Raw genomic sequence first — 20,338 nt, forward strand, 5'->3', positions numbered from 1 at the left:
AAGTAATTCTCAATATTAATATCAAAAAGCTCGTACAAGGTCACGCTCAAGAAAAAAAGATCCCGAGCTAATCCCTCTAAAAACTACTCATCAAAAGAGCATTTTGAGCCTCTATAGCATCCAGGCTTGAAAGACTTTCTTTTTGCGGAAGATATACCGGACGGGGCGGATTTCCAAGCATGAAGAGGATTAAGAGGTATCCTGTTACAAAAATCAACCTTGCACGCGGTGAATGCTCCGACATAAGGAGGATATATAAGCCCGTTCAGGAACTTCCAAGGAATTTTGGTTTTCCAGCTCCACATGGGGCCGGGCAAAACAGAACGGGTCATGGAAGGCTTATACCCTGTTCCTCCGTACAATGCTCCCCGCATTTCGGAAGGTGAAAACCAGTGCGCCTTCCTTAATGTGTTTGCAGAAGCCCAAGGCCACATTCTTCCGTGAGTAAAAAAATATATGGAATGACGGTTAAGAAAACCAACCAGAATACCACCCGCAGAAACTCTTGCAGCCTCAGCTATCACGGCTTCAGGGTCGGAACAGAATTCAAGAACGGTCCAGAGCACCGTAAAATCGAACTCATTATCATCAAAAGGAAGAATTTCACCGTTACACTGATAAAGAGTTGCTCTTTTTCCGAGCCTTTCAATTGCAGCATCAAGCATAACAGAAGACTTATCAACTCCGGTCACATCAAAACCGCTTCGATAAAGATGCTCTAAAAATATTCCTGTTCCACAACCGACTTCAAGTAATTTTCTTTTGCGACGGGGCCAACCTGAGATTAAGTGATCCATAAGGTTCACTTCCTGTTCGAGAGCAAAACGCCCTTCAGGAGTTCTAAACCACTTATCAAATTTTTCGGCGTCAGATCCGTCCCAAATCATAAGCAATTACCTTCAAAGTTAAAAAACAGGTGCGTTTAAAGATGAACCAGCATTATACATATAAACAGAGAGCGGATTCCGGTCAAACCTTATCGGTAACCGGAACCCGCTTAAATCTGACTGTAATTAAGTAATGCTTTTAAGGAGAATCTTAATTCTTAATCATTCAGCTGTTCGTAAACTTTACCCACCAACTTCTCGGAAGGAGTCAACGTCTTTGCTCCGGGAGTCCACTTCGCAGGGCAAGCTTCCGCAGGATGATCTTTTAGATACACGTTTGCTTCAACCTTACGTAAAAGCTCATCAGCATTACGCCCGACATTGTAAAAATTGACTTCAGATGAAACCAGAATTCCGTCAGGATTGATGATAAATGTTCCGCGCAGAGCCATACCTGTTGCAGGATCATAGACACCGAAGAAATCAGCCACTTCACCGGTAGGATCTGCTGCCATTTTGAACTTAACGTCTTGCAGCAATCTTTCGTCGGTCTTCCATGCGAGGTGTACAAACTTTGTGTCTGTAGAAACAGAAATAACTTCGCATCCCAATTTTTCAAGGTCTGCATGCTTGGAAGCTAGATCGGCCAGCTCTGTGGGGCATACAAAGGTAAAATCCGCAGGGTAGAAGAAAAGAACCGTCCACTTACCTGCTTTCTGAATTTCTTCAAAATCCACTTCGCAGAAACCGCAATCACAAGGATCGAAAGCTTCCATTACAAAAGTTTCAACTCTTTCACCGATTATTGCTTCCGGAATAAAATCACCTGAATACTCGTTTTCACAACTCATGTTTTATCTCCGTTTGGTTTTAAGTTTTAAACCAATATCAAATTTGTTTATTAACATATTTCTTTCATTGCTTGCAAAGAAGATTATAAAATAGTTCCTCAACAGTCAACGATAATCATAATCTTTCGCATTAAGACTACAACTACCTGATTAACCGTATTTAATAATAGTTAATAAGGTTACTTGAGCTATTGCTTTCAATATTTTTTTTATGTAATTTCATTCAATCAAAAAACATGGAGCATACTAAATGACCAAAGTTTATGGATTCAAAGAAATATCACGCGAAACTCTTCCCGAGCTGAACGGTGATGCAGTTATATATGAACATGAAAAAACAGGCGGCAGAGTTCTTTCTGTCATCAATGCGGACGAAAACAAAACATTCGGAATTAGCTTCCGCACTCCTCCGGCAGACAGTACAGGTCTTCCTCATATTCTTGAACACTCTGTTCTATGCGGATCACGCAAATATCCTGTGAAGGAACCATTTGTAGAGCTGCTCAAAAGCTCACTGCAAACATTCCTCAACGCAATGACTTATCCGGACAAAACGGTATACCCTGTTGCAAGCCCGAACGAACAGGATTTCCGCAATCTGGTCGGTGTTTACCTTGATGCTGTTTTCTTCCCCAATCTTACTCCGAACACTTTGATGCAGGAAGGCTGGCATTACGTTCCCGAAGAAAATGGCAAGCTCAGTTATAAGGGTGTTGTATTCAATGAAATGAAAGGAGCTTACTCCTCCCCTGACAGCCTGCTCTATGAACACGCTCAGCATTCATTGTTCCCCGACACCACCTACGGACTTGATTCCGGCGGTAACCCAGAAGTTATCCCGGATTTAACTTTTGAAGATTTCATGAACTTCCATAAGAAATATTATCACCCTTCCAACTCGTATGCCTTTTTCTATGGCGATGACGATCCCGAACATCGTTTGAAAATGCTTGATGAATACTTCAATCAATTTGAAAAAATTGATCCTGAATCTGCAATCGGAATTCAGGCTCCTTTCACGACTCCAGTTGTTATTGAAGATAAATATGATGCGTCCGATGATGGCAATCAAAAGGCCATGTTTGTTGTAAACTTCGGACTCGGACATGAACGGAATGCCCGGATTGACCTTGAGCTCGAAGTTCTTGAGCTGGTTCTTATCGGTCTACCTTCTTCACCTTTACGGAAAGCTCTCACAGATTCTGAACTAGGAGAAGATATTGCCGGAGTCGGGCTTGAAAATGAACTTCGTCAGCTTTACTTTTCAACAGGGTTGAAAGGCATTGAAACTGAAGACGCACCAAAGGTTGAAGAGCTGATCTTTTCCACCTTCAAAGATCTCGCGACAAATGGAATAAACGCCGAAGACCTCGAAGCCGCTATCAATACTATTGAATTTGATCTGCGCGAAAACAATACAGGTTCCTACCCTCGCGGACTGTCGGTAATGACAACAGCCATGACTTCATGGCTTTATGACGGAGATCCGCTGGAGCACATCCGTTATGAAAAACCTATTGCTGATCTTAAGAAAAGATTAGCCGATGGTGAAAAAATATTTGAACCGCTCATCCAAAAGTTGTTTGTCGACAACAATTACCGCTCCACTGTTCTGCTGACCCCTGATACAAAGGTCGGCGCGGAAAGAGAAAAGCGTGAAGAAGTTAAGCTTGAAAAAGCCCGCAGTGCCATGAGCGACGCTGAATTCAAAGCCGTCATAAAAAAAGCCGATGAATTACAAGAAGAACAGGAAGCTCCTGATTCTCCTGAAGCTCTGGACACCATTCCGCGCCTTAAGGTTGCTGATCTTCCTCTTGAAGGTATTGAAATCGTTTGCGAAAAAAAAGGTGAACTGCTTTTCCACGATCTCGACACCAACGGCATTCTCTATCTAGATTTAGCTTTTAATTTCTCAGGACTGCCGGACAGATTACTTCCTTATCTCTCTGTTTTCGGACGCATTTTACTGCAAACAGGAACCAAATCCACTGACTTTGTAACCATGAACAGACGCATGGCTGCCAAAACAGGCGGAATTTCACCATCTTCCATTGTTGCGACCAAACACGGCACAACCGATACATTTTCCCGCTTTGTTCTGCGCGGTAAAGCAACCGCAGACAGAACCGGCGACCTGATTGAAATCATCAGCGAACTTCTGCTCGAAGCTAACCTTGATAACCGCGACCGGGTTCGTCAGATAGTTCTTGAATCAAAAGCCCGCATGGAACAGCATCTTATTCCGTCCGGTCATATGATTGCGGCTCTCCGTATGAAAGCCAGATTCAGCGAAGCAGGATTCATCAACGAACTGATGAACGGAGTTTCCAATCTGCAATTCTTAAGAGAACTTGCCGAACGTGTGGAAAATGATTTCGCATCAGTTGTTGCTGATCTTGAAGAAATTCGCGCAACCATACTTAATCAGGCCAACCTACTTTCAAACGTCACGCTTGATGGGAAAACATACAACACAATCAGTTCCGCTCTCGGTGACCTGTCTTCCGCCCTTCCGGCTGGAAGCAGTTCCACAGCAAAACGCAACCTTCTCTCATTTGAAAAAATGGAAGGGCTGTGCATCCCTGCTCAGGTCAACTACGTTGCCAAGGGAACTAATGTTTATGATTACGGATACAAATATTCAGGTTCCGCTCAGGTCGTCAGCAGATACTTACGCACAGGATATCTTTGGGATAAAGTCCGCGTGCAGGGCGGAGCTTACGGCTCCTTCTCCATGTTTGACCGCACAGCCGGAAGTCTCAGCTTTGTTTCCTACCGTGACCCTAATTTAAAACGCACTCTCGACACTTACGACGGAGTTGCCGACTATCTTAGAAAAATTGAAGTAAACAACGACGAGCTTGAAAAAACAATCCTCGGCGGAATCGGTGATATTGACAGCTACATGCTGCCCGACGCCAAAGGTTACACCTCAATGGTTCGTCACTTGAGCGGAGAAGACGCAGCCTTCAGACAGGAATTGAGAGAACAGGTTTTAGCTTCCAGTGAAAACGACTTCCGCCTCTTTGCAGAAGCAGCACAATCGGTTGCGGATCATGGTGATGTTGTGGTTCTCGGCAGCAGAAAAGCTATGGAAGAGTCAGGCCTTGATCTAAAATTAGTCGATATACTATAGTAAATTAAGAAATATAAAAAACGGTAGCAGCCTTTATTATATAAGGGTTGCTACCGTTTTTTTATTGCTACAAATTCTAATTTATTAAATTCAAAAATCTTAATCCGTCCCGCAACAGGAACAATGCAAAAGCGAAAAGAGCCAAACCAAGTACCCGCATAATGATTAAGTAGGTGCGACTGGACAGCAATTCTCTGAAACGTCCTGCAAGATATGCCACCGTAATCTTTGCACCGATAAGACATACAAAGAACCCTGATAAAAATAAAACCGGAGCGAGCATTCCGGAATCTGAAGCTAAAAGAGTTGACGGAGCGCCTACCGTTGCCCAGAAAATATAAACATGAGGGTTCATGTAATTAGTAAGAAGCCCTTTCTTGAATGAGCCGGGTTTAATATTCATTTCAGGTAGAATGATGGCACGAGTTTTAAAACAGTCATAGCCGAAAAGAGTTACAACGATTGCTCCGGCTATGGAAATGATGCCCATCACCGATGGGTGCGTTTTAATCCACGACATCGCCAGCAACGACAGGCAAAGAATGGGTATGTCAGTAAGAAGCGGTGTAAAGGCTACCTTTGCGCCTTCCTTAGGGCCGTGAGAGAATGTCTGGGTTAAAACGAGCGTAAGCAAAGGGCCGGGAGTTAATCCCGCACCAAGCCCAAGCGCGGCCCCTGCGGCCATATATCCAAGTGCATCGGGATTCATCTTTTTACCTCTTTGCGTGAGTTTCAGTCCAAGCGCAAAGAACCGACAACAGCCAAATTCTGTGCCCGTTTTTCCTAATCTGCTCAGGTGATCCTTCCGCCATTTTCTTTACGAAATCTCTGTTCAAGTAATTCCACAAAGGGTGATTGGGGTTAGCTGTTGCCGCGGATACTTTCTGCTTGAAAACAGTCTCCGCCCAATTACTTACAGGGACTGAAAAACCTGTTTTAGGTCGATAAATAATTTCACGCGGAAGGTATTTAGCCGCCAGTTTCTTGAGCAGATACTTTGTTTCGCCATTTTTTATTTTGAATTCAGGAGGCAGAGTTGCAGCAAATTCAAATAGCTTGTGGTCCATTAAAGGAGAGCGGGTTTCAAGAGAATTGCGCATCCCGGCAATATCCATTTTAGCCATCAAATCGCCCACAAAATAATGGCGGTAATCAATACTCTGCAACCTACACATCAACGGACCTGTCAGCGGAAGTTCCGAAATGAGTTTTTTCTCGTACTCAGACCTTATATCAAGCACCTCTTTAAAAACTTCCGGTCTGTAAAGAGCCTTACGGTACTGTGAAGAAAAGAAGTGGTTGAACCTTACCACCTTGATATACGGAGACAAGCTTGAACCCAATCTATCCGCAAACTTAAGAATGCCGGGAGAATTAAAAAGCCTGTTTGCTGTAGTATCTAAATCGCACCCGACCTTATATCCGAATGAAGCGAACGGAGTCATAAGCCGCCGCATAGCTTTAGGGCTGTATTTGCCGTAGCCGCCCATCAGTTCGTCACCGCCGTCACCGTTAAGCGCAACCTTAACTTCAGAAGCGGCATGAGCGCATACAAAGAGACTCGGCAGAGCTGAATTGTCACCGTATGGTTCACCGTAAGCGTTAACCATATCCGCAAATAACGATCCGGCTGTTTTTTCATCAAGCGAAGCCGGTTTATGAATTGAATTACAAGCCTGCGCAGCCTTTGCGGCATGTTCAAGTTCACTCTTACCGTAATCGAATCCAACAGAAAAAGTCTTAAGACGCTTACCCGATTCTTTTGCCGCCACAGCCGCAACTAAGCTTGAGTCCACACCGCCGCTGAGCAGTACGCCAACTTCAACGTCAGAACGCATTCGGAGCTTCACAGACTCGCGAACCTGCTCTTCTAAACTTTCAAAAGCTTCATCTTCAGTGATGCTGTAATCAGGATCAAATTTTATGGACCAATATCGCTGAATTGTCAGTTGACCGTCTTTATATTTAGCAAAATGGGCAGGCGGCAACTTTTCGCAATTTTTATAAATAGTAAAAGGATGCGGTATAAACTGGTAAGCCAGAAATAAATCCATAGCCCGAGGATCAATCTCAGGCTTTTGAGGCAATAAACCTACCAGCGCATCAAGCTCGGAAGCAAAACTTAAAGAGCCGTTACCACAACTGAACACAAGCGGTTTTTTCCCCAGCCTGTCACGAACTAAAAACAGCTCTTTTTCTCTTCTGTCCCAAATTGCAAAGGCAAACATACCTCTAAAATGCTTTATACAATCAGGCCCCATAAGCTCCCATAGCTCCAGAAGCACTTCGGTATCCGAGGTAGTGCGAAAATCAAAATCCGGAAGAAATTCTTTCTTAATTTCCTTGTAATTGTAGATCTCACCATTAAACACAATCACAAAACGGGAGCTGCGACTGACCATTGGCTGAGATGCTCGCTGATCAAGATCAATAATTGAAAGCCGGGTATGTCCTAGACGGCAACGATCGTCATCTTCCCATACACCCTGCCCGTCCGGGCCTCGATGATGGAGAGATGAAAGATCAAATTTAACCGACGAGTTAATTGCTCCGAGAATTCCGCACATTACTATTCACCAGTCTCACATATTACAATTTTTCTACACCGAACTCGGCAATTACTTGGAAGGAGCCTGATCAAATTCGCTGAAATCAGCCTGACCATTCTTTCCGTTTTTGATGAGAGCCTTATAAAATTTAAGCAACCTTTCCAGATAACATGTCATTGAATAGGCGGGCGATATCTCTACGGCTTTGGCCGAAAGCCTATCATAGAGATCTTTGTCGTTAATCAGGGACAGTATCAGCTCTGCAATATGATCCGGTTCTCTGCGACACACTAATGACGCTTCGGACGCTATCTCAATTGAAGGGACAAATCTTGATATCACCGCCGGAACACCACAGAAAAGAGCTTCAATATGGGTAATCGGCAGTCCCTCATAATCAGACGGCATGACAAGAATGTCAGTCGAACGCATAAACTTCGGCACATCACTGCGGTATCCGGGGAAAATCACCAAATTTTTGATGCCAAAAGATTCTACCATTTTTTCAAGCTTATCTTTTTCCGGGCCGTCACCTAGTAGAACCAGAGAGGTATCAGGACGTTCTTTAGCTACAATTGCAAAAGCTTTTATTAGCAAATCAAAATTTTTCTGAGGAACAAATCGTCCCACACCTGAAATTATTATATCTTTTGCGCCATACTCTTTTTTTAAATCAATACCTTCAACCTGCAATTTTTCAGGATCAGCAGAATTATAAAAAACTAATGAAGGCTTGCCGCAAACATTGTGATCAAGACTTACACACTCTTTTTCCACCTGACCTGAAACCGATAAAAAAGCATCGGTAAAGCGGCAGAGAAATTTATTTGCAAAACGGCGAAATGATTTCTTTTGACGATGAATATTTCTAATGTGCGTAATAACTGGAACACCTAACCCGATAGCGGCCAGTCTGCCAAAGTAGTCCCCTGAAAAATGAAGAGTATGAATAACATCCGGCTTTTCAACTTTTAAAATTTTTCTAAGTTTGAAGGCCGTACTTACTTTAAATGTTTTCAACCCTTTTTTGGAATCGCAGACATCAATGACTCTGATTCCCTTCTCCTTGTATTCAGGAGCTTTAATCCCTGTTCCGGAAACGTTGATCACAACAGCTTCAACATCTGACCTGCCTTTCAATCTAAGGGTCAAATCAAGAAGCCAGTTTTCAACTCCTCCGAAAGGAAGTCCGCCTATAACGTACGCTATTTTCATTACTCGAAGCTCCACTCTGATAACAAGGGGCAGTATACCGCTCATAACAATTATTGACTTTTAAAATCCGTTTTGCGGACGCCACATTAGATTAAATCAAGTTTCACGGCAACTTCGCTCAATCCCTGTCCCCTTTATAAACACTTACTAAAAAGATAAATATTTTCAGGTATATATATTGTGTCATAAATTTATTAAGATAATTCTATTTTGTGGGTAAATATCTCTATGGATCGTCCGATAGAGTGAGTACCAAGCGTTAATAGCACTATAACGACATCCTAAAATTTAATAAAATAGACATGTAAAAAGCAGTTATTTAGACCTATTAATAATTATGAAGCCCCACGGAGTGGATATGCCTTTCGATGAAAAAAACAAAAAAAACATACCTATTTCATACGAACTTACAGCTAAAAAAGACGATTCAGCTATATCCCAAGAAGATCTGCTTGAACGCAAAAGAATGGTCCAAAAACTCAAAGAGAAGATTCGAGCAGGAACGTACAAACCAACGATAGGCGAAATCGCTGTTCACCTCGTAAGATGTAATCTTAACGCTGAGTGCTTTTAAGTTACTTAAGCTCTCCTCACAAGTAATTACCCCTTTTGTTACGCAAAGCTTTACCTTCGTCTCACATAGATTTAGACTACCGCCTTCTGAAACCGGAGGTATAATGTTTGTTGTAATCAATGTGGACGATCTGGGATTGCATCCCGCAGTACGCAGAGCAGTGGATCAGTTAGCCCGAGCTGGAGTCGTGACTTCTTCAACTCTGCTTGCCAACGGACCCGACCTTTCTGAATCCGTACTACTTCAAGATACCCATCCCTCACTTGGACTGGGCGCGCATCTGAATTTATTGCGCGGTAAACCCATCTCCAACCCCGACCATATACCGTCCCTCGTTGATGACGACGGCCTTATGTTCGGCAGCTACACATCTCTTCTCCTGCGGTACCTGACCGGACAGATTAAACTTGCAGAAGTTGAAGCTGAATGGTCAGCTCAAATCGAATACCTTCTGGATCATAACGTGCGGCTTACTCACTTTGACAGTGAAAAACATATCCACGCATGGCCCGGCCTGTTCGGACTTGCCGGAAAACTCGCCCGGAAATACAATGTGAGCTGGATTCGCAATCCATTAGAAAAAACGGATATCAGCCGCTTAGATAAAGGAATGCTGAGAACGCGCTTTCTGCAAACATGCCTTCTCGGGAGCCAATCCTTTGAAACTCCGCGCACAGCTTACGGAGTCTGGGGCATTGCTGACCAGAAGGATAAATTAGACCCGATACTTTTTGAAAAGTATATTGATACATATAAGCCGAATGTTGTTGAAATTGTATGCCATCCGGGTAAACCCGAACCCGGAGACGGACCTCTGCCTTCTGACTTCGGCCCCATGCGCGTAGAAGCTCAGTGGAAAGAAGAATTTAACTCGCTGTCTCAAAAGGGATGGCTCAAAATATTTGAAAAAATCGGAGCAACGCCCGTAAATTACGGTCAACTTGATCCCCGAACCGGAGTACTTAAATAATGCAGGATAATGTAAAACAAGAAATTGAAATCAGTATCGTCACCCCCATGCACAATGAAGAAGGCTGCGTAAGAGAATTCCACAGCAGAATCTCCGCAGCCCTGAAAGGCATGAATACTACATACGAAATTTTGCTGATCAATGACGGGTCCACCGACTGCACCGAAGATATCATTCGCGAATTGTCCTTAAATGATCCCAATCTCAAAGGCATCATGCTTGCCCGCAACAGAGGACAATGTACCGCAATCTACGCCGGTATTCAGGAAAGCAGAGGTCAATACGTTGTGATAATGGACGGTGATCTTCAGCATAAACCTGAAGAAATACCTTCTCTTATCTGTGAAATACGCAAAGGATACGACCTTGTTTCCGGTTGCCGCACCAATCGCGGTGAGTCCATGATCAAGCGTAAACTGCCCAGCAAAATTGCCAACTATCTCATGCGGACCACCAGCGGATGTCAGGTTCAGGATATGGGCGGTCTTTCCTGCCTTAAAGGCAAGCTAGCACGTTCCATGACCCTGCGCGAAGGACAGCACAGACTTATTCCCGCCCTCGTCTATTCAATGGGCGGGTCTGTATCTGAAGTGCCAATCTCAGCTCCTCCCCGTTTTGCCGGGAAAAGCCATTACGGCATCGGACGCTCAATAGATGTCCTCTTCGACATCGTAATGTTATGGTTCCAATCCTCTTTCAAACAAAGGCCTATTTACCTTTTCGGACGCATAAGCCTGCTTATGTTCATGGTCGCATCGCTCATCATGGTCTGGCTGCTATACGGAAAAGTATTTTTCGGCGAACACATGGGAACACGCCCTCCTTTCATGGGCGCAATTCTCTTATATCTCAGCTCACTCGGTTTCATGTCCACAGGATTCATCCTTGAATCTCTGGCAAATACCTATGAGGCAGTAATGGGTACTAAAACTTACCAGATTCGTGAAACTATTTCGCAGGGAATTGCAGAAAAACCAAAGAATTAGGTTCACACCAATCTGCTACGTTAGGCCTCCGGCGGCCAAAGGGGCGTGCCCCTTTGGAATCCCATTCTGGGGGGAATTACATCTAAAAACAAAAGGCTGAGCTTTCCTATTTGGGAAAACTCAGCCTTTCTTCTTTGAAATATCATTTAAGGCTATTTTACGGAACCGACCTTAGGAGGGAAAACCAGAAGAACAACACGGCGGTTACGCTTTTGATTATCAGGGATGGGGTTTCCTTTCACGTCGATGTTAGGCCACATCGGACTGGTGTCAGCCATTCCTAAAACTTTGATCCTGTTCTTATTAAAACCGTTTGCAAGAAGATATCTGGCGACAGCACTTGCTCTGGCAGAAGAGAGTTCCCAGTTCGAAGGGAACTGCTTGGAAAACATCGGTATGTTGTCTGAGTGACCTTCCACAACCACGTCATACGGAGATTTAGCAAGAGCCGGAGCTATTCTTGCCAGCACACTTTTAGCGCGGCCAGTCAAATCAGCCTTACCCAGCCCGAAAAAGACATCACCTTTAAGTACGATAGCTACAGAATCCGCCCTAAGTTTGATTTTTAGGGCATCGGCCTCTCTACCTACAAGCCGGGCCATTTCAAGCTGCATTTGAAATAGATTTCTTTGCTCATTGCTTATTGTTCGCCTGACAACAGGAGCGCCTTCTTCCGTCTTAACTTCAACTATTCCCTTGGGCGGAACCTTCACGCCCATCGCTGTTGCAAGAGAATCTGAAACATTCTCATATTTACTTTCATCAATGTCAGCGATGGCAATGAGCATTACAAAAAAACATAGCAAAAGCATCATCATATCAGCCAGCGTCAAAGCCCAGCCGAGATCTTCTTTCTTCGTATTTTTTCTATTTAATATGAAATCGTCAGACATTAATATTTACCGCCGCCTTTACTTGGAAGCCTTGACTGTCGCCCATTTACGCGGAGGCAGATACCCCTTAAGCTTATCCATAACAATTGCAGACGGAGTCTTATCTTTTATAAAAAGGATACCGTCACGGATTACACGCATAAGAAGTGTGATTTCATCAATCCGGTTTTCAACCTTAATCGCGATAGGCATGAAAAGCATATTCGCGAATAAAGCTCCATAAAGAGTCGTGGTAAGAGCTGTCGCCATTGCAGGACCGATGGAACCTATATTCGTGCCCATTCCCTGCATCATAGCGATAAGACCGATAAGAGTCCCGATAATCCCGAATGCCGGGGAAAGAATCGCCATTGTTCTATAAATACCGGCAGCGCCGTGTTCCTGCTCATGATATTGCTGAATGCGGTTATCAAGGATCTCTTTGATCTCCTCTTTAGAATAACCGTCCACAAGCATCTGCAACCCTTCCCGCAAGAACTCATTTTCAATGTTTTTAAGACTTCCTTCCAGATTCTCTTCACCTTTGGCTGCGACCTGTTTGGAAAGATTCACAATAACATTAATGTAGTTTTCAAGTGGCAGTTCATCAGCTCCCATAGCCATCATGAACACCTTTAAAACACGCATAACTTCGCGCAGAGGATAGCAGATAAAAGTGGCGGCAATGGTTCCGCCGCCTACAATCGCAATACCCGGAATATTGATAAAGACTCCGACGGAATCTGTAGAGGTGTAAGTTGCCACAGCCAGAATGGCCATACCGAAAATAATACCTATTATGGTTGCAATATTCATTACTTACTGCCCCCTTTTATTTCTCTCACCAGTTCAAAAAGCTCAGTAACGGTGTCTTCTGCTTCAGCCTCATCCACCGATCCCCGAACTTCATCCTGAACAATCCGGGCTATTTTTCTAGCGAGATTCAATAAAATTTTCTTGCGGGCGTCATCTTCTGCAATGCTCATGAGTACCCCTAATTTATGGTACCCCAAGCGATTGAAAACTTCTTTAAGAGTGCTGTTGTCCACAAAAACAATATCTTCAATATCTTCCAGATCTTCAAGGCTCTTTTTCTTTTTCTTGACCTTACTGAAATACCCGGGTTCTTTTTGGGAAGCCCATTCACTTACCTTGCACCGGTCAAACAGGAACATGGTTTCTGGAAAATCCTCATTCGCGATCTTCTTATAAAGAACCTTCGGATCACTATTAAGCATCTCAGCTATTTCATATATATCAACTGTTTGTAGTTCTGAAGTGGACGTATACGCCGTTTTTTGCAATTCTTTGAAAAGATTATTGGTAATTTCAGGGAAATTCAGAGGATCAACAATCTGAACAAATCTGTCAGGAAAAGCTCTTCCTGTCCGAATATCACTGACTTCGACAATTCTAAGACTTTTAAGCTTGTTAATTACAGTATCGATTTCGCCTTGAGAAACCAGAATAATGCCACGAATTGTTTTACAAAGCTTATTATACTCAAGCCCCATATCATGGTTGCGTTCTTTCTTGGCTTGTTCACGGGGCATATTTAAATGATTCTGGTAGGAAAGATTCATAATTCTACAAATACTTGTAAAATTACTCCGATGGCCCTTGGCTGAAATCATATCTCCTGTACGTGCGAGACGTTTTACGAACAAACGAATCATGTACTGGACTGTTTTAGGGCACTGATCGAGGAGTTTCAGAATTATCTGGTCGGTAAGAATAACGAGATCACAATATTCAGCGGCTTCGGCATTTGCGGTGCGGGATCCTTTTGCAATTATCCCCATTTCCCCAAAAATTTCTCCTTCGCCCAATCTCGCAAGAATTATCTTTTCGTTGTTAAGGACCTTGTAAATATTTACCGCGCCTTTTTTGATCATATAGGCAACGGAGCTTTCCTGTCCTTCCTTAAAAATCTCCTGACCTTTGAAAAAGGACTTAATATTTGGACTGCTGGCCCCCATGGATAACTCCCAAAGTAATGCTCCGGCACGGGAGCTAAATAAAAGATTTTAACCACGTCTATTCAGTAAATATTCATCAACTTTATTTGACAAACAAGTCTATTCTGCCACAAGAAGATTCATGGTTTCTAGCTATATATATCGCAGTTTGATATAAAGAACAATATGATAACTATTTACGTCCTATAAAGAGAGACAATCCAATTTCTAAAGCATCGTTTACCTCAATCTTCATCACTTTTCTTAAACTCGGACTGACCGCTTTCGGCGGCCCTGCCATGATCCCTTACATCCGAAAGGAAGTTGTGGACAACAAAAAATGGGTGTCAGAAGAAGACTTTTCAGCCGGAACAGCTCTGGCTCAACTGGTGCCCGGCGCAACCGCAATGCAGGTTACGGCATGGGCGGGTCTGAACACCAGAGGAATTTCAGGTTCTTTCGTCGCATATCTGGGATTCGGACTTCCTGCTTTCGTTATGATTTGTGCCCTGTCCGCAGCGTATATATCTCTTGATCACATCCCTGCCGTCGAATCAATGTTCGCCGGGTTAAAAGCCGTTGTTACAGCCCTTATTGCTCACGCTGCCATTAATTTTTCAGTACGCTATCTGAGCAGAAATTCTGCAAAACTTATGGCCTTTACGGTCGGGTGCTGGCTCGCTTTCAAGGGTAACCCCATCACAATTCTGGTCATTATGTGCACCCTGTCCGCCCTTTTTTTTACTGATATCACCGGGCAGCCTTCAAAGAAACATTCGCAAATCAAGTCCGGTTTAAAAGGTCCGTTGTTTCTGACTGCCGGCTTTCTTCTCTTTTTAGCTGTTCTTTTTCTCACAGAGAACAAATTCTTCCCGCTTGCTTTTACCATGGCCAAAGTCGACCTTTTTGCTTTCGGGGGCGGGTACGTATCCCTTCCGATAATGCTCCATGAGGTTGTAAACAACTATCACTGGATGACTCAATCCGTATTTATGGACGGTATTGCATTAGGCCAGATTACTCCCGGCCCTGTAGTTATGACCTCAGCTTTTATCGGCTATATGCTCGACGGAGTTCTCGGAGCAGCTGTCGCCACAATTTCTGTTTTTGCGCCATCATTCATCATGATCAATCTGGTTGCGCCGTTTTATGACAGACTGCGCTCTTCCGCTCTTCTGCAAAGAGCATTATACGGAAGTTTAATATCACTGGTCGGCCTTATGGCGGCTATGGCGGGGCAATTTCTCCTGACGGTAAAGCCTCAGGCCGGAAATATCGTTATACTCATCACCGCTTTTGTACTATTAAGACGCGGAACAAACATCATTCTCGTCGTGCCTTGCTGTGCACTCTTGTCACTTCTTTTCGGAACGATTTTATAAATTAAAGGAGCTACAAACGTTATGGAATGGAATTTACTTTTCTGGCATTTTGCTATCGTTTGCGGTTTTTTGCTTGCCGCAGTTCTTGTAATGTCCATTCTGCGCAAACAAAGGACCTCATCCGCAGCATTTGCGTGGCTGATGGTTATCTTTTTCGCTCCTTATATAGGTGTTCCGCTCTACCTTGCTTTGGGTGGTCGCAAGCTTAAACGAGATGCTCGCACCAAAGAAAACATCCATCTAGTCGGACAGGAAACCCTCCCTCTGGAAAAGGCTGATCCCATCGATGCTCTTCTGCGCGAATATGATATTCCCGGAGCAACCTGCGGTAATAAAGTCCGGCTTTGCCAAGACGGAGTTGAAACTTACAACGAACTGGTTAATCTGATCGACACAGCCGAACACCAAATTCTGATCACAACTTTCATTCTTTCCCGCGATGAAATAGGAAAAGCAATTGTAGACAAACTGGCAAAAAAAGCAGCAAGCGGCGTTACAGTACGACTGCTGCTCGATGATATAGGATCGCTCTTCACCTCCAGAAGATTTCTGGCTCCCATACTTCAAAACGGCGGTAAGGTCGCCTATTTCATGCCTGTTTTACGAGCTCCTTTTCATGGACGAACCAATCTGCGCAATCATCGCAAAATAGCCATTGCCGATCAGAAACTTGTTCTCGCCGGCGGAACAAATATAGCCAAAGAATATATCGGTCCCACTCCTTTTAAAGACCGCTGGACAGATCTTTCCTTTGTCCTGAAAGGCCCTGCGGTACGCCATTATTTAGAAGTATTCCAATCTGACTGGGAATTTGCCGCACATGAAACAGTTAATATCATCCCTCCCTGCCTGAAAGGTTCCGCCATCAGCGGAGAAGGAGTTGTACAGGTGGTGCCATCAGGGCCGGACGTTCCTAAAGACCCTGTTCATGACGCTCTGCTCACTGCGGCTTATACTGCCGAAAAAAGACTCTGGATTGTAACCCCTTACTATGTGCCGGACGAGGCTCTTGCTCAGGCGCTTAGACTTGCCGCTCAACGTGGTGTTGATTTAAGAGTTCTGGTCCCGGCCAAGTCCAATCATAAACTTGCCGACCTTGCCCGTGGCACACATCTGCGTGAACTGGCAGAATGCGGTGGAAAAATTATCAACTACCCGCACATGGTACACGCCAAAGTTGTTGTAGTTGACGACAGACTTGCTGTTGTCGGTTCAGCAAACATGGACATGCGCAGTCTGTTTCTAAACTATGAAATAGTAATGTTCTCATATTCCAAAGCAGAAATTAAGCCTGTACATGACTGGGTCGAAGGGCTCATGAAGGAAGGAACACAGGGAGTTAATCAGGTCGGCCCAGTGCGCGACACTGCTGAAGGCATAGCCAGACTGATAGCTCCGCTTCTATAAGAAGCCTTCATTTTCTTTATAACTTGACCGCACACCAACGCGGCATTATTCTTTACAATTAGGTCCTCTTTATAATTTAAACGGACCGCAATGCTTGAAAAAAAGAACAACTATAATCGTAAAGAATATGAAAAAAACAGTTCTGATTTTATTTATTACTTCGCTGGCTATTCTGGGTTTTGCCGCAACCTCTTTTGCATGGGGACCGGGAATTCACATGGCGATAGGTAATGCTGTAATTGCCCGCCCGGAACTTCTTCCTGCCTCCATTGCAAGGTTGCTTCTCGCAAATGCACCCATCTTTTTATATGGATGTTTGAGTGCTGATATATTTATCGGCAAAGGAAGCAAGGCCAAAAAGAAACACAGCCACAACTGGCAGACGGGATTCGCACTGTTTGACGCTGCCAAAGATCCACACCTTAAAGCATACGCCCTAGGCTACCTGTCACACCTTGCGGCAGACATTGTTGCTCACAACTATTATGTACCCAACCTTATGAAGCAGGCTCCATCCAGCGGAAAGCTGAGCCATGTTTATATTGAAATGCTCGCAGACGATCAGGCGAACTGGTCAGTGCAGCAAGCGGCAAGGCTGTTCAAGCACTCCAATCAGGATGCAGACCTGAATCTTCGTGAATACATGGATTCTAAGAAACTAAGCTTTTTCCTTAAAAAAAGAGTCTTCCGCCAAACCATAGGATTACTGGAATATAAATCCATTAATGCCTCTCTTAATTTTTCAAAAAAAGTCATTCCAGCGTATCAGGCTGAATACCTTCAATCCATACTGGACTATTCATATAGACTGGTTGTGAACATGCTTAACGATCCTCATAATGCCACCGCACTGAAATTTGACCCCATCGGCAGTGACCACCTGGCTCTTGCCAAGGCTGATAATAACTGGCGCCATTCCCTTAAACGGACGCTCCCCTTCATACCCAGATTTGAGGTGGATGAGATTATTACCGAACTTCCGAAATGCGAAGGGACTGAGTGCCTGCTTAAGACTTCTCATTTGAAACATTTGCGGTTACATGGATAGGGACGCTTTCTCTAGAATTTTATTCTAGAGAAAAGCTATAAGCTATTCTAGAATTCTTTGTTTCAAACAAAAATACAAACTTTATTCGCTAAGCAACGTTTTATTTTTTATTATCTTTTATCAAAGAAAGACTTCTACATAATTACTGCAACTTTTATATTTTCAATGCAACTCACACAAATAATACATTAGAGATACATCAACACTGCATTACCACTATTCACACTGCTATCAAACAACATTAAGAAGCCGTGATTGACTGATCACTCAAAGCTTTCGTCTTCGTGCACGGCTGATGACAAAAATGTTATCTTTTCCGCACAAATAAAAATAAACATCATTATTTCAATCCATTAAGACAATTTATCTTTTGTCAATATTGTTAAACCGTACATGTGAAAAACATAACAAAAGAGACTTAGCTCTATGCAATGATTATTAAATCAACCCTTCATAAAAATGAAAACCAAGTCGTAAACCAGCCTTAAACTTACAAATAAACACAAATATTTCATTATGTTAACAACAAAACAAATTGCTGAACAATATTTACTATACTTTTGATGCTGCTACATTGATTACTGTTGACTTGCATTAATACCGGACATAGGTGGGAATTGTGAACGACACAAAACCAACCAGTTTTTTGAGGATATAAATATGTACATATTAAGAACTATCAAAGCATGGGCTGCTAAGCGCCACGCTCTTAGCGGAAGTAATGTTAACCACAGCCTCCACGCTGTTCTTACCCTCGCAACTTTGGGACTTTGGCTTCCAGCTTGGACAATCTTATGTATCCGTAGCGGACAGCAGTCCCGTGCAAAAATGAGAGGAAATCTTGTTAATCTTCGCGACATCGAAAGACTCAACATTTCTCCAGAGTACAGACGTCAACTCGCACGCATGTCTTAGCATCTTGCTAATTTAAATATACTGACCCCGTCACATCAGGCCCCTTGAAACTCACTTTTCAAGGGGCCTACTCATTTCTGCTTTCTTTAAAACATACATCCTTTGCTTAAACACTCCTGTTCTGCTATTTTCAGACAAAAAAACGGAGTGCTCCCAAATGAAAAAAATATTTCTTTTGATACTGCTGGCTACAACCCTGATTTGCGGTTGTCAGCCCAAAATGAGCTTGTTTCCTGACGGCACTGATCCATTGCTGGAAAAGACCATCCAAGGCGAAGCTGCCGATAAAGTTCTAGTCATCTCAATCGACGGAACAATATCTGATCGAGCTAAAAGAGGACTTTTCGCTGCAAGGCCCAGTCTGGTGCAGGAAGTTTCCTCGCGCCTGAAACTCGCAGAAAAAGACGATGCCATCAAAGCTGTGGTGCTCAAGATCAATTCTCCGGGGGGCTCGGTCACAGCAAGCGATGTCCTGTACAATGAACTCATGCTGTTTAAGAAAAAAACCGGTGCAAAAATTGTTGTATCAATGATGGATGTAGCGGCTTCCGGCGGATACTATGTCAGCCTTCCTGCCGATGAGATCATGGCGCATCCGACAACTTTGACGGGGTCAATCGGAGTTATTTTCATACGCCCCAAATTTGATGGACTAATGGATAAAATCGGCGTTTCTGTTGAGGTCTCCAAATCAGGCCGCAATAAAGATATGGGATTCCCTTTTAAACCGGATACTCCTGAGCAGAAAGAAATTATAAATAAAATTATCACCAATTACGCGAACAGATTTAAGACCCTTGTTCAAAAGCACCGCTCTGTATCAAAAACAAATATGGAACAAGTCTCCACGGCACAGATTTTCAGTGCTGACGGCGCGAAAAAAGTCGGCCTTGTAGACAGCATAGGCTATGTTCCCGACGCGGTAGCAAAAGCCTGCGAACTTGCCGGAATTCCACAAAATGCAAAGGTTATAACTTACAAACGTAAAACATATCCTAATGACACTTTGTACAACTCCGCATCATCTCAAGCTGTTGCGCCTGCTCTTATAAATATTGATGCCGGACATCTTCTGCCGCCTAAAGCCGGCTTTCATTATCTATGGTATCCAGCCGCAGAATAGCGGGTTAATATCAGCTAAAAAAGCGCGGACCCACTACCGACATCCTTTGCTTTAATCATAAAAAGATGTATGAACTTCCAGCTTGTCGCGCAATGCGGCGAAGACTCTCAGGAGGGCCTCAGTGAACAAAATTAAGACCATACTTGCAATGCTTATTCTCTTATCTTTTGCTTTACTCGCAGGATGTACTCAAGAAGCTCAAAACAAATTCGGCAGATCTATTCAGAACTGGACCGGTGTTAATGGAGTTCTTGAAGTTTATTCCGGCGGAAAACTTGTCAGAAAATTTGTAAAAATTGACAAACTCTCCACCGCGACCGGAACCAGCGAAAAATATGAACGCCCTTACCGTTTCGGCTACGGAGTCCTTGATGCCAACTTCAACGGCATAAAAGATCCTGACGAAAAGAAAGTCTATTTCGAGTTCAGTGACTACTCCACCAATTATGTATTTTATGAAAACCCATAAGTAAACATAGCCGGGCCGCATGGCCCGGCATTTTTTTGCCCATGAACAAATGTATA

At 43.5% G+C, this 20,338-nt stretch carries 18 protein-coding genes; 10 read left to right on the forward strand and 8 right to left on the reverse strand.

All coding sequences use genetic code 11. The features are described from left to right. Positions 1-83 precede the first annotated feature (83 nt). On the reverse strand, positions 84-887 hold the full coding sequence (locus BLT41_RS02340) for a class I SAM-dependent methyltransferase (RefSeq protein ID WP_092157869.1): 804 nt from the start codon (positions 885-887) through the stop codon (positions 84-86). A 158-nt stretch (positions 888-1,045) separates the two neighbouring features. Further along, positions 1,046-1,678: a peroxiredoxin gene (locus BLT41_RS02345; RefSeq protein ID WP_092157871.1), complete on the reverse strand. Its 633-nt coding sequence runs from the start codon at positions 1,676-1,678 to the stop codon at positions 1,046-1,048. Between the two features lie 250 nt (positions 1,679-1,928). Here BLT41_RS02345 and BLT41_RS02350 point away from each other — a divergent pair, with 250 nt between their 5' ends. Continuing rightward, a complete protein-coding gene (locus BLT41_RS02350) occupies positions 1,929-4,814 on the forward strand; it encodes an insulinase family protein (RefSeq protein WP_092157873.1) in 2,886 nt (961 codons plus the stop codon). A gap of 76 nt (positions 4,815-4,890) precedes the next feature. Here the strand turns inward: BLT41_RS02350 and BLT41_RS02355 are convergent, their stop codons facing one another. From BLT41_RS02355 to BLT41_RS02365, 3 genes are read right to left on the reverse strand one after another with little or no spacing between them, the layout of a single operon-like run. Beyond that, positions 4,891-5,523 (reverse strand): LysE family translocator, encoded by a 633-nt coding sequence (locus BLT41_RS02355; RefSeq protein WP_092157875.1) that lies wholly within the window; start codon positions 5,521-5,523, stop codon positions 4,891-4,893. 4 nt (positions 5,524-5,527) lie between these two features. Next, positions 5,528-7,381, reverse strand: a complete 1,854-nt coding sequence (gene asnB, locus BLT41_RS02360) for an asparagine synthase (glutamine-hydrolyzing) (RefSeq protein ID WP_092157877.1) — start codon at positions 7,379-7,381, stop codon at positions 5,528-5,530. 51 nt (positions 7,382-7,432) lie between these two features. Then, positions 7,433-8,578, reverse strand: coding sequence for a glycosyltransferase (locus BLT41_RS02365; RefSeq protein ID WP_092157879.1), 1,146 nt, complete (start codon positions 8,576-8,578; stop codon positions 7,433-7,435). Positions 8,579-8,936: 358 nt separating this feature from the next. Here BLT41_RS02365 and BLT41_RS02370 point away from each other — a divergent pair, with 358 nt between their 5' ends. The 3 genes from BLT41_RS02370 to BLT41_RS02380 all read left to right on the forward strand — a co-directional run bounded on the left by BLT41_RS02370 (position 8,937) and on the right by BLT41_RS02380 (position 11,108). Next, on the forward strand, positions 8,937-9,152 hold the full coding sequence (locus tag BLT41_RS02370; protein WP_170830291.1) for a flagellar biosynthesis anti-sigma factor FlgM: 216 nt from the start codon (positions 8,937-8,939) through the stop codon (positions 9,150-9,152). A 103-nt stretch (positions 9,153-9,255) separates the two neighbouring features. Further along, the gene (locus BLT41_RS02375; protein WP_092157883.1) at positions 9,256-10,122 is read left to right on the forward strand and encodes a ChbG/HpnK family deacetylase; all 867 of its coding nucleotides are present in this window, start codon (positions 9,256-9,258) and stop codon (positions 10,120-10,122) included. Then, a complete protein-coding gene (locus BLT41_RS02380) occupies positions 10,122-11,108 on the forward strand; it encodes a glycosyltransferase family 2 protein (protein ID WP_092157885.1) in 987 nt (328 codons plus the stop codon). The genes BLT41_RS02375 and BLT41_RS02380 overlap by 1 nt, the downstream gene beginning before the upstream one ends. Positions 11,109-11,260: 152 nt before the next feature. On the opposite strand, the gene BLT41_RS02385 is transcribed toward BLT41_RS02380, so the two are convergent. The 3 genes from BLT41_RS02385 to BLT41_RS02395 are packed head-to-tail and all read right to left on the reverse strand — an operon-like array spanning position 11,261 to position 13,959. Further along, positions 11,261-12,001, reverse strand: coding sequence for an OmpA/MotB family protein (locus BLT41_RS02385; RefSeq protein WP_092157887.1), 741 nt, complete (start codon positions 11,999-12,001; stop codon positions 11,261-11,263). A gap of 18 nt (positions 12,002-12,019) precedes the next feature. After that, positions 12,020-12,796 carry a motility protein A gene (locus tag BLT41_RS02390; RefSeq protein ID WP_092157889.1) on the reverse strand — a complete coding sequence of 259 codons (777 nt, stop codon included), beginning with the start codon at positions 12,794-12,796 and terminating at the stop codon, positions 12,020-12,022. Beyond that, complete coding sequence (locus BLT41_RS02395) at positions 12,796-13,959, reverse strand: cyclic nucleotide-binding domain-containing protein (RefSeq protein ID WP_092157891.1); 1,164 nt, start codon at positions 13,957-13,959, stop codon at positions 12,796-12,798. The genes BLT41_RS02390 and BLT41_RS02395 overlap by 1 nt, the downstream gene beginning before the upstream one ends. Before the next feature lie 233 nt (positions 13,960-14,192). On the opposite strand from BLT41_RS02395, the gene chrA reads away from it, so the two are divergent. From chrA to BLT41_RS02425, 6 genes are all read left to right on the forward strand, one after another. Beyond that, positions 14,193-15,320: a chromate efflux transporter gene (gene chrA, locus BLT41_RS02400; protein WP_280141298.1), complete on the forward strand. Its 1,128-nt coding sequence runs from the start codon at positions 14,193-14,195 to the stop codon at positions 15,318-15,320. Positions 15,321-15,341: 21 nt separating this feature from the next. Next, positions 15,342-16,727 carry a cardiolipin synthase gene (cls, locus tag BLT41_RS02405; protein ID WP_092157895.1) on the forward strand — a complete coding sequence of 462 codons (1,386 nt, stop codon included), beginning with the start codon at positions 15,342-15,344 and terminating at the stop codon, positions 16,725-16,727. 127 nt (positions 16,728-16,854) lie between these two features. Then, a complete protein-coding gene (locus BLT41_RS02410; RefSeq protein ID WP_092158798.1) occupies positions 16,855-17,775 on the forward strand; it encodes a zinc dependent phospholipase C family protein in 921 nt (306 codons plus the stop codon). 660 nt (positions 17,776-18,435) lie between these two features. Further along, the gene (locus BLT41_RS02415; RefSeq protein ID WP_092157897.1) at positions 18,436-18,690 is read left to right on the forward strand and encodes a hypothetical protein; all 255 of its coding nucleotides are present in this window, start codon (positions 18,436-18,438) and stop codon (positions 18,688-18,690) included. A 157-nt stretch (positions 18,691-18,847) separates the two neighbouring features. Next, on the forward strand, positions 18,848-19,813 hold the full coding sequence (sppA, locus tag BLT41_RS02420) for a signal peptide peptidase SppA (protein WP_092157899.1): 966 nt from the start codon (positions 18,848-18,850) through the stop codon (positions 19,811-19,813). Between the two features lie 121 nt (positions 19,814-19,934). After that, on the forward strand, positions 19,935-20,282 hold the full coding sequence (locus BLT41_RS02425; protein ID WP_244512176.1) for a hypothetical protein: 348 nt from the start codon (positions 19,935-19,937) through the stop codon (positions 20,280-20,282). Positions 20,283-20,338 lie beyond the last annotated feature (56 nt).

The sequence above is a fragment of the Maridesulfovibrio ferrireducens genome, assembly GCF_900101105.1.
Classification (GTDB): Bacteria; Desulfobacterota; Desulfovibrionia; order Desulfovibrionales; family Desulfovibrionaceae; genus Maridesulfovibrio; species Maridesulfovibrio ferrireducens.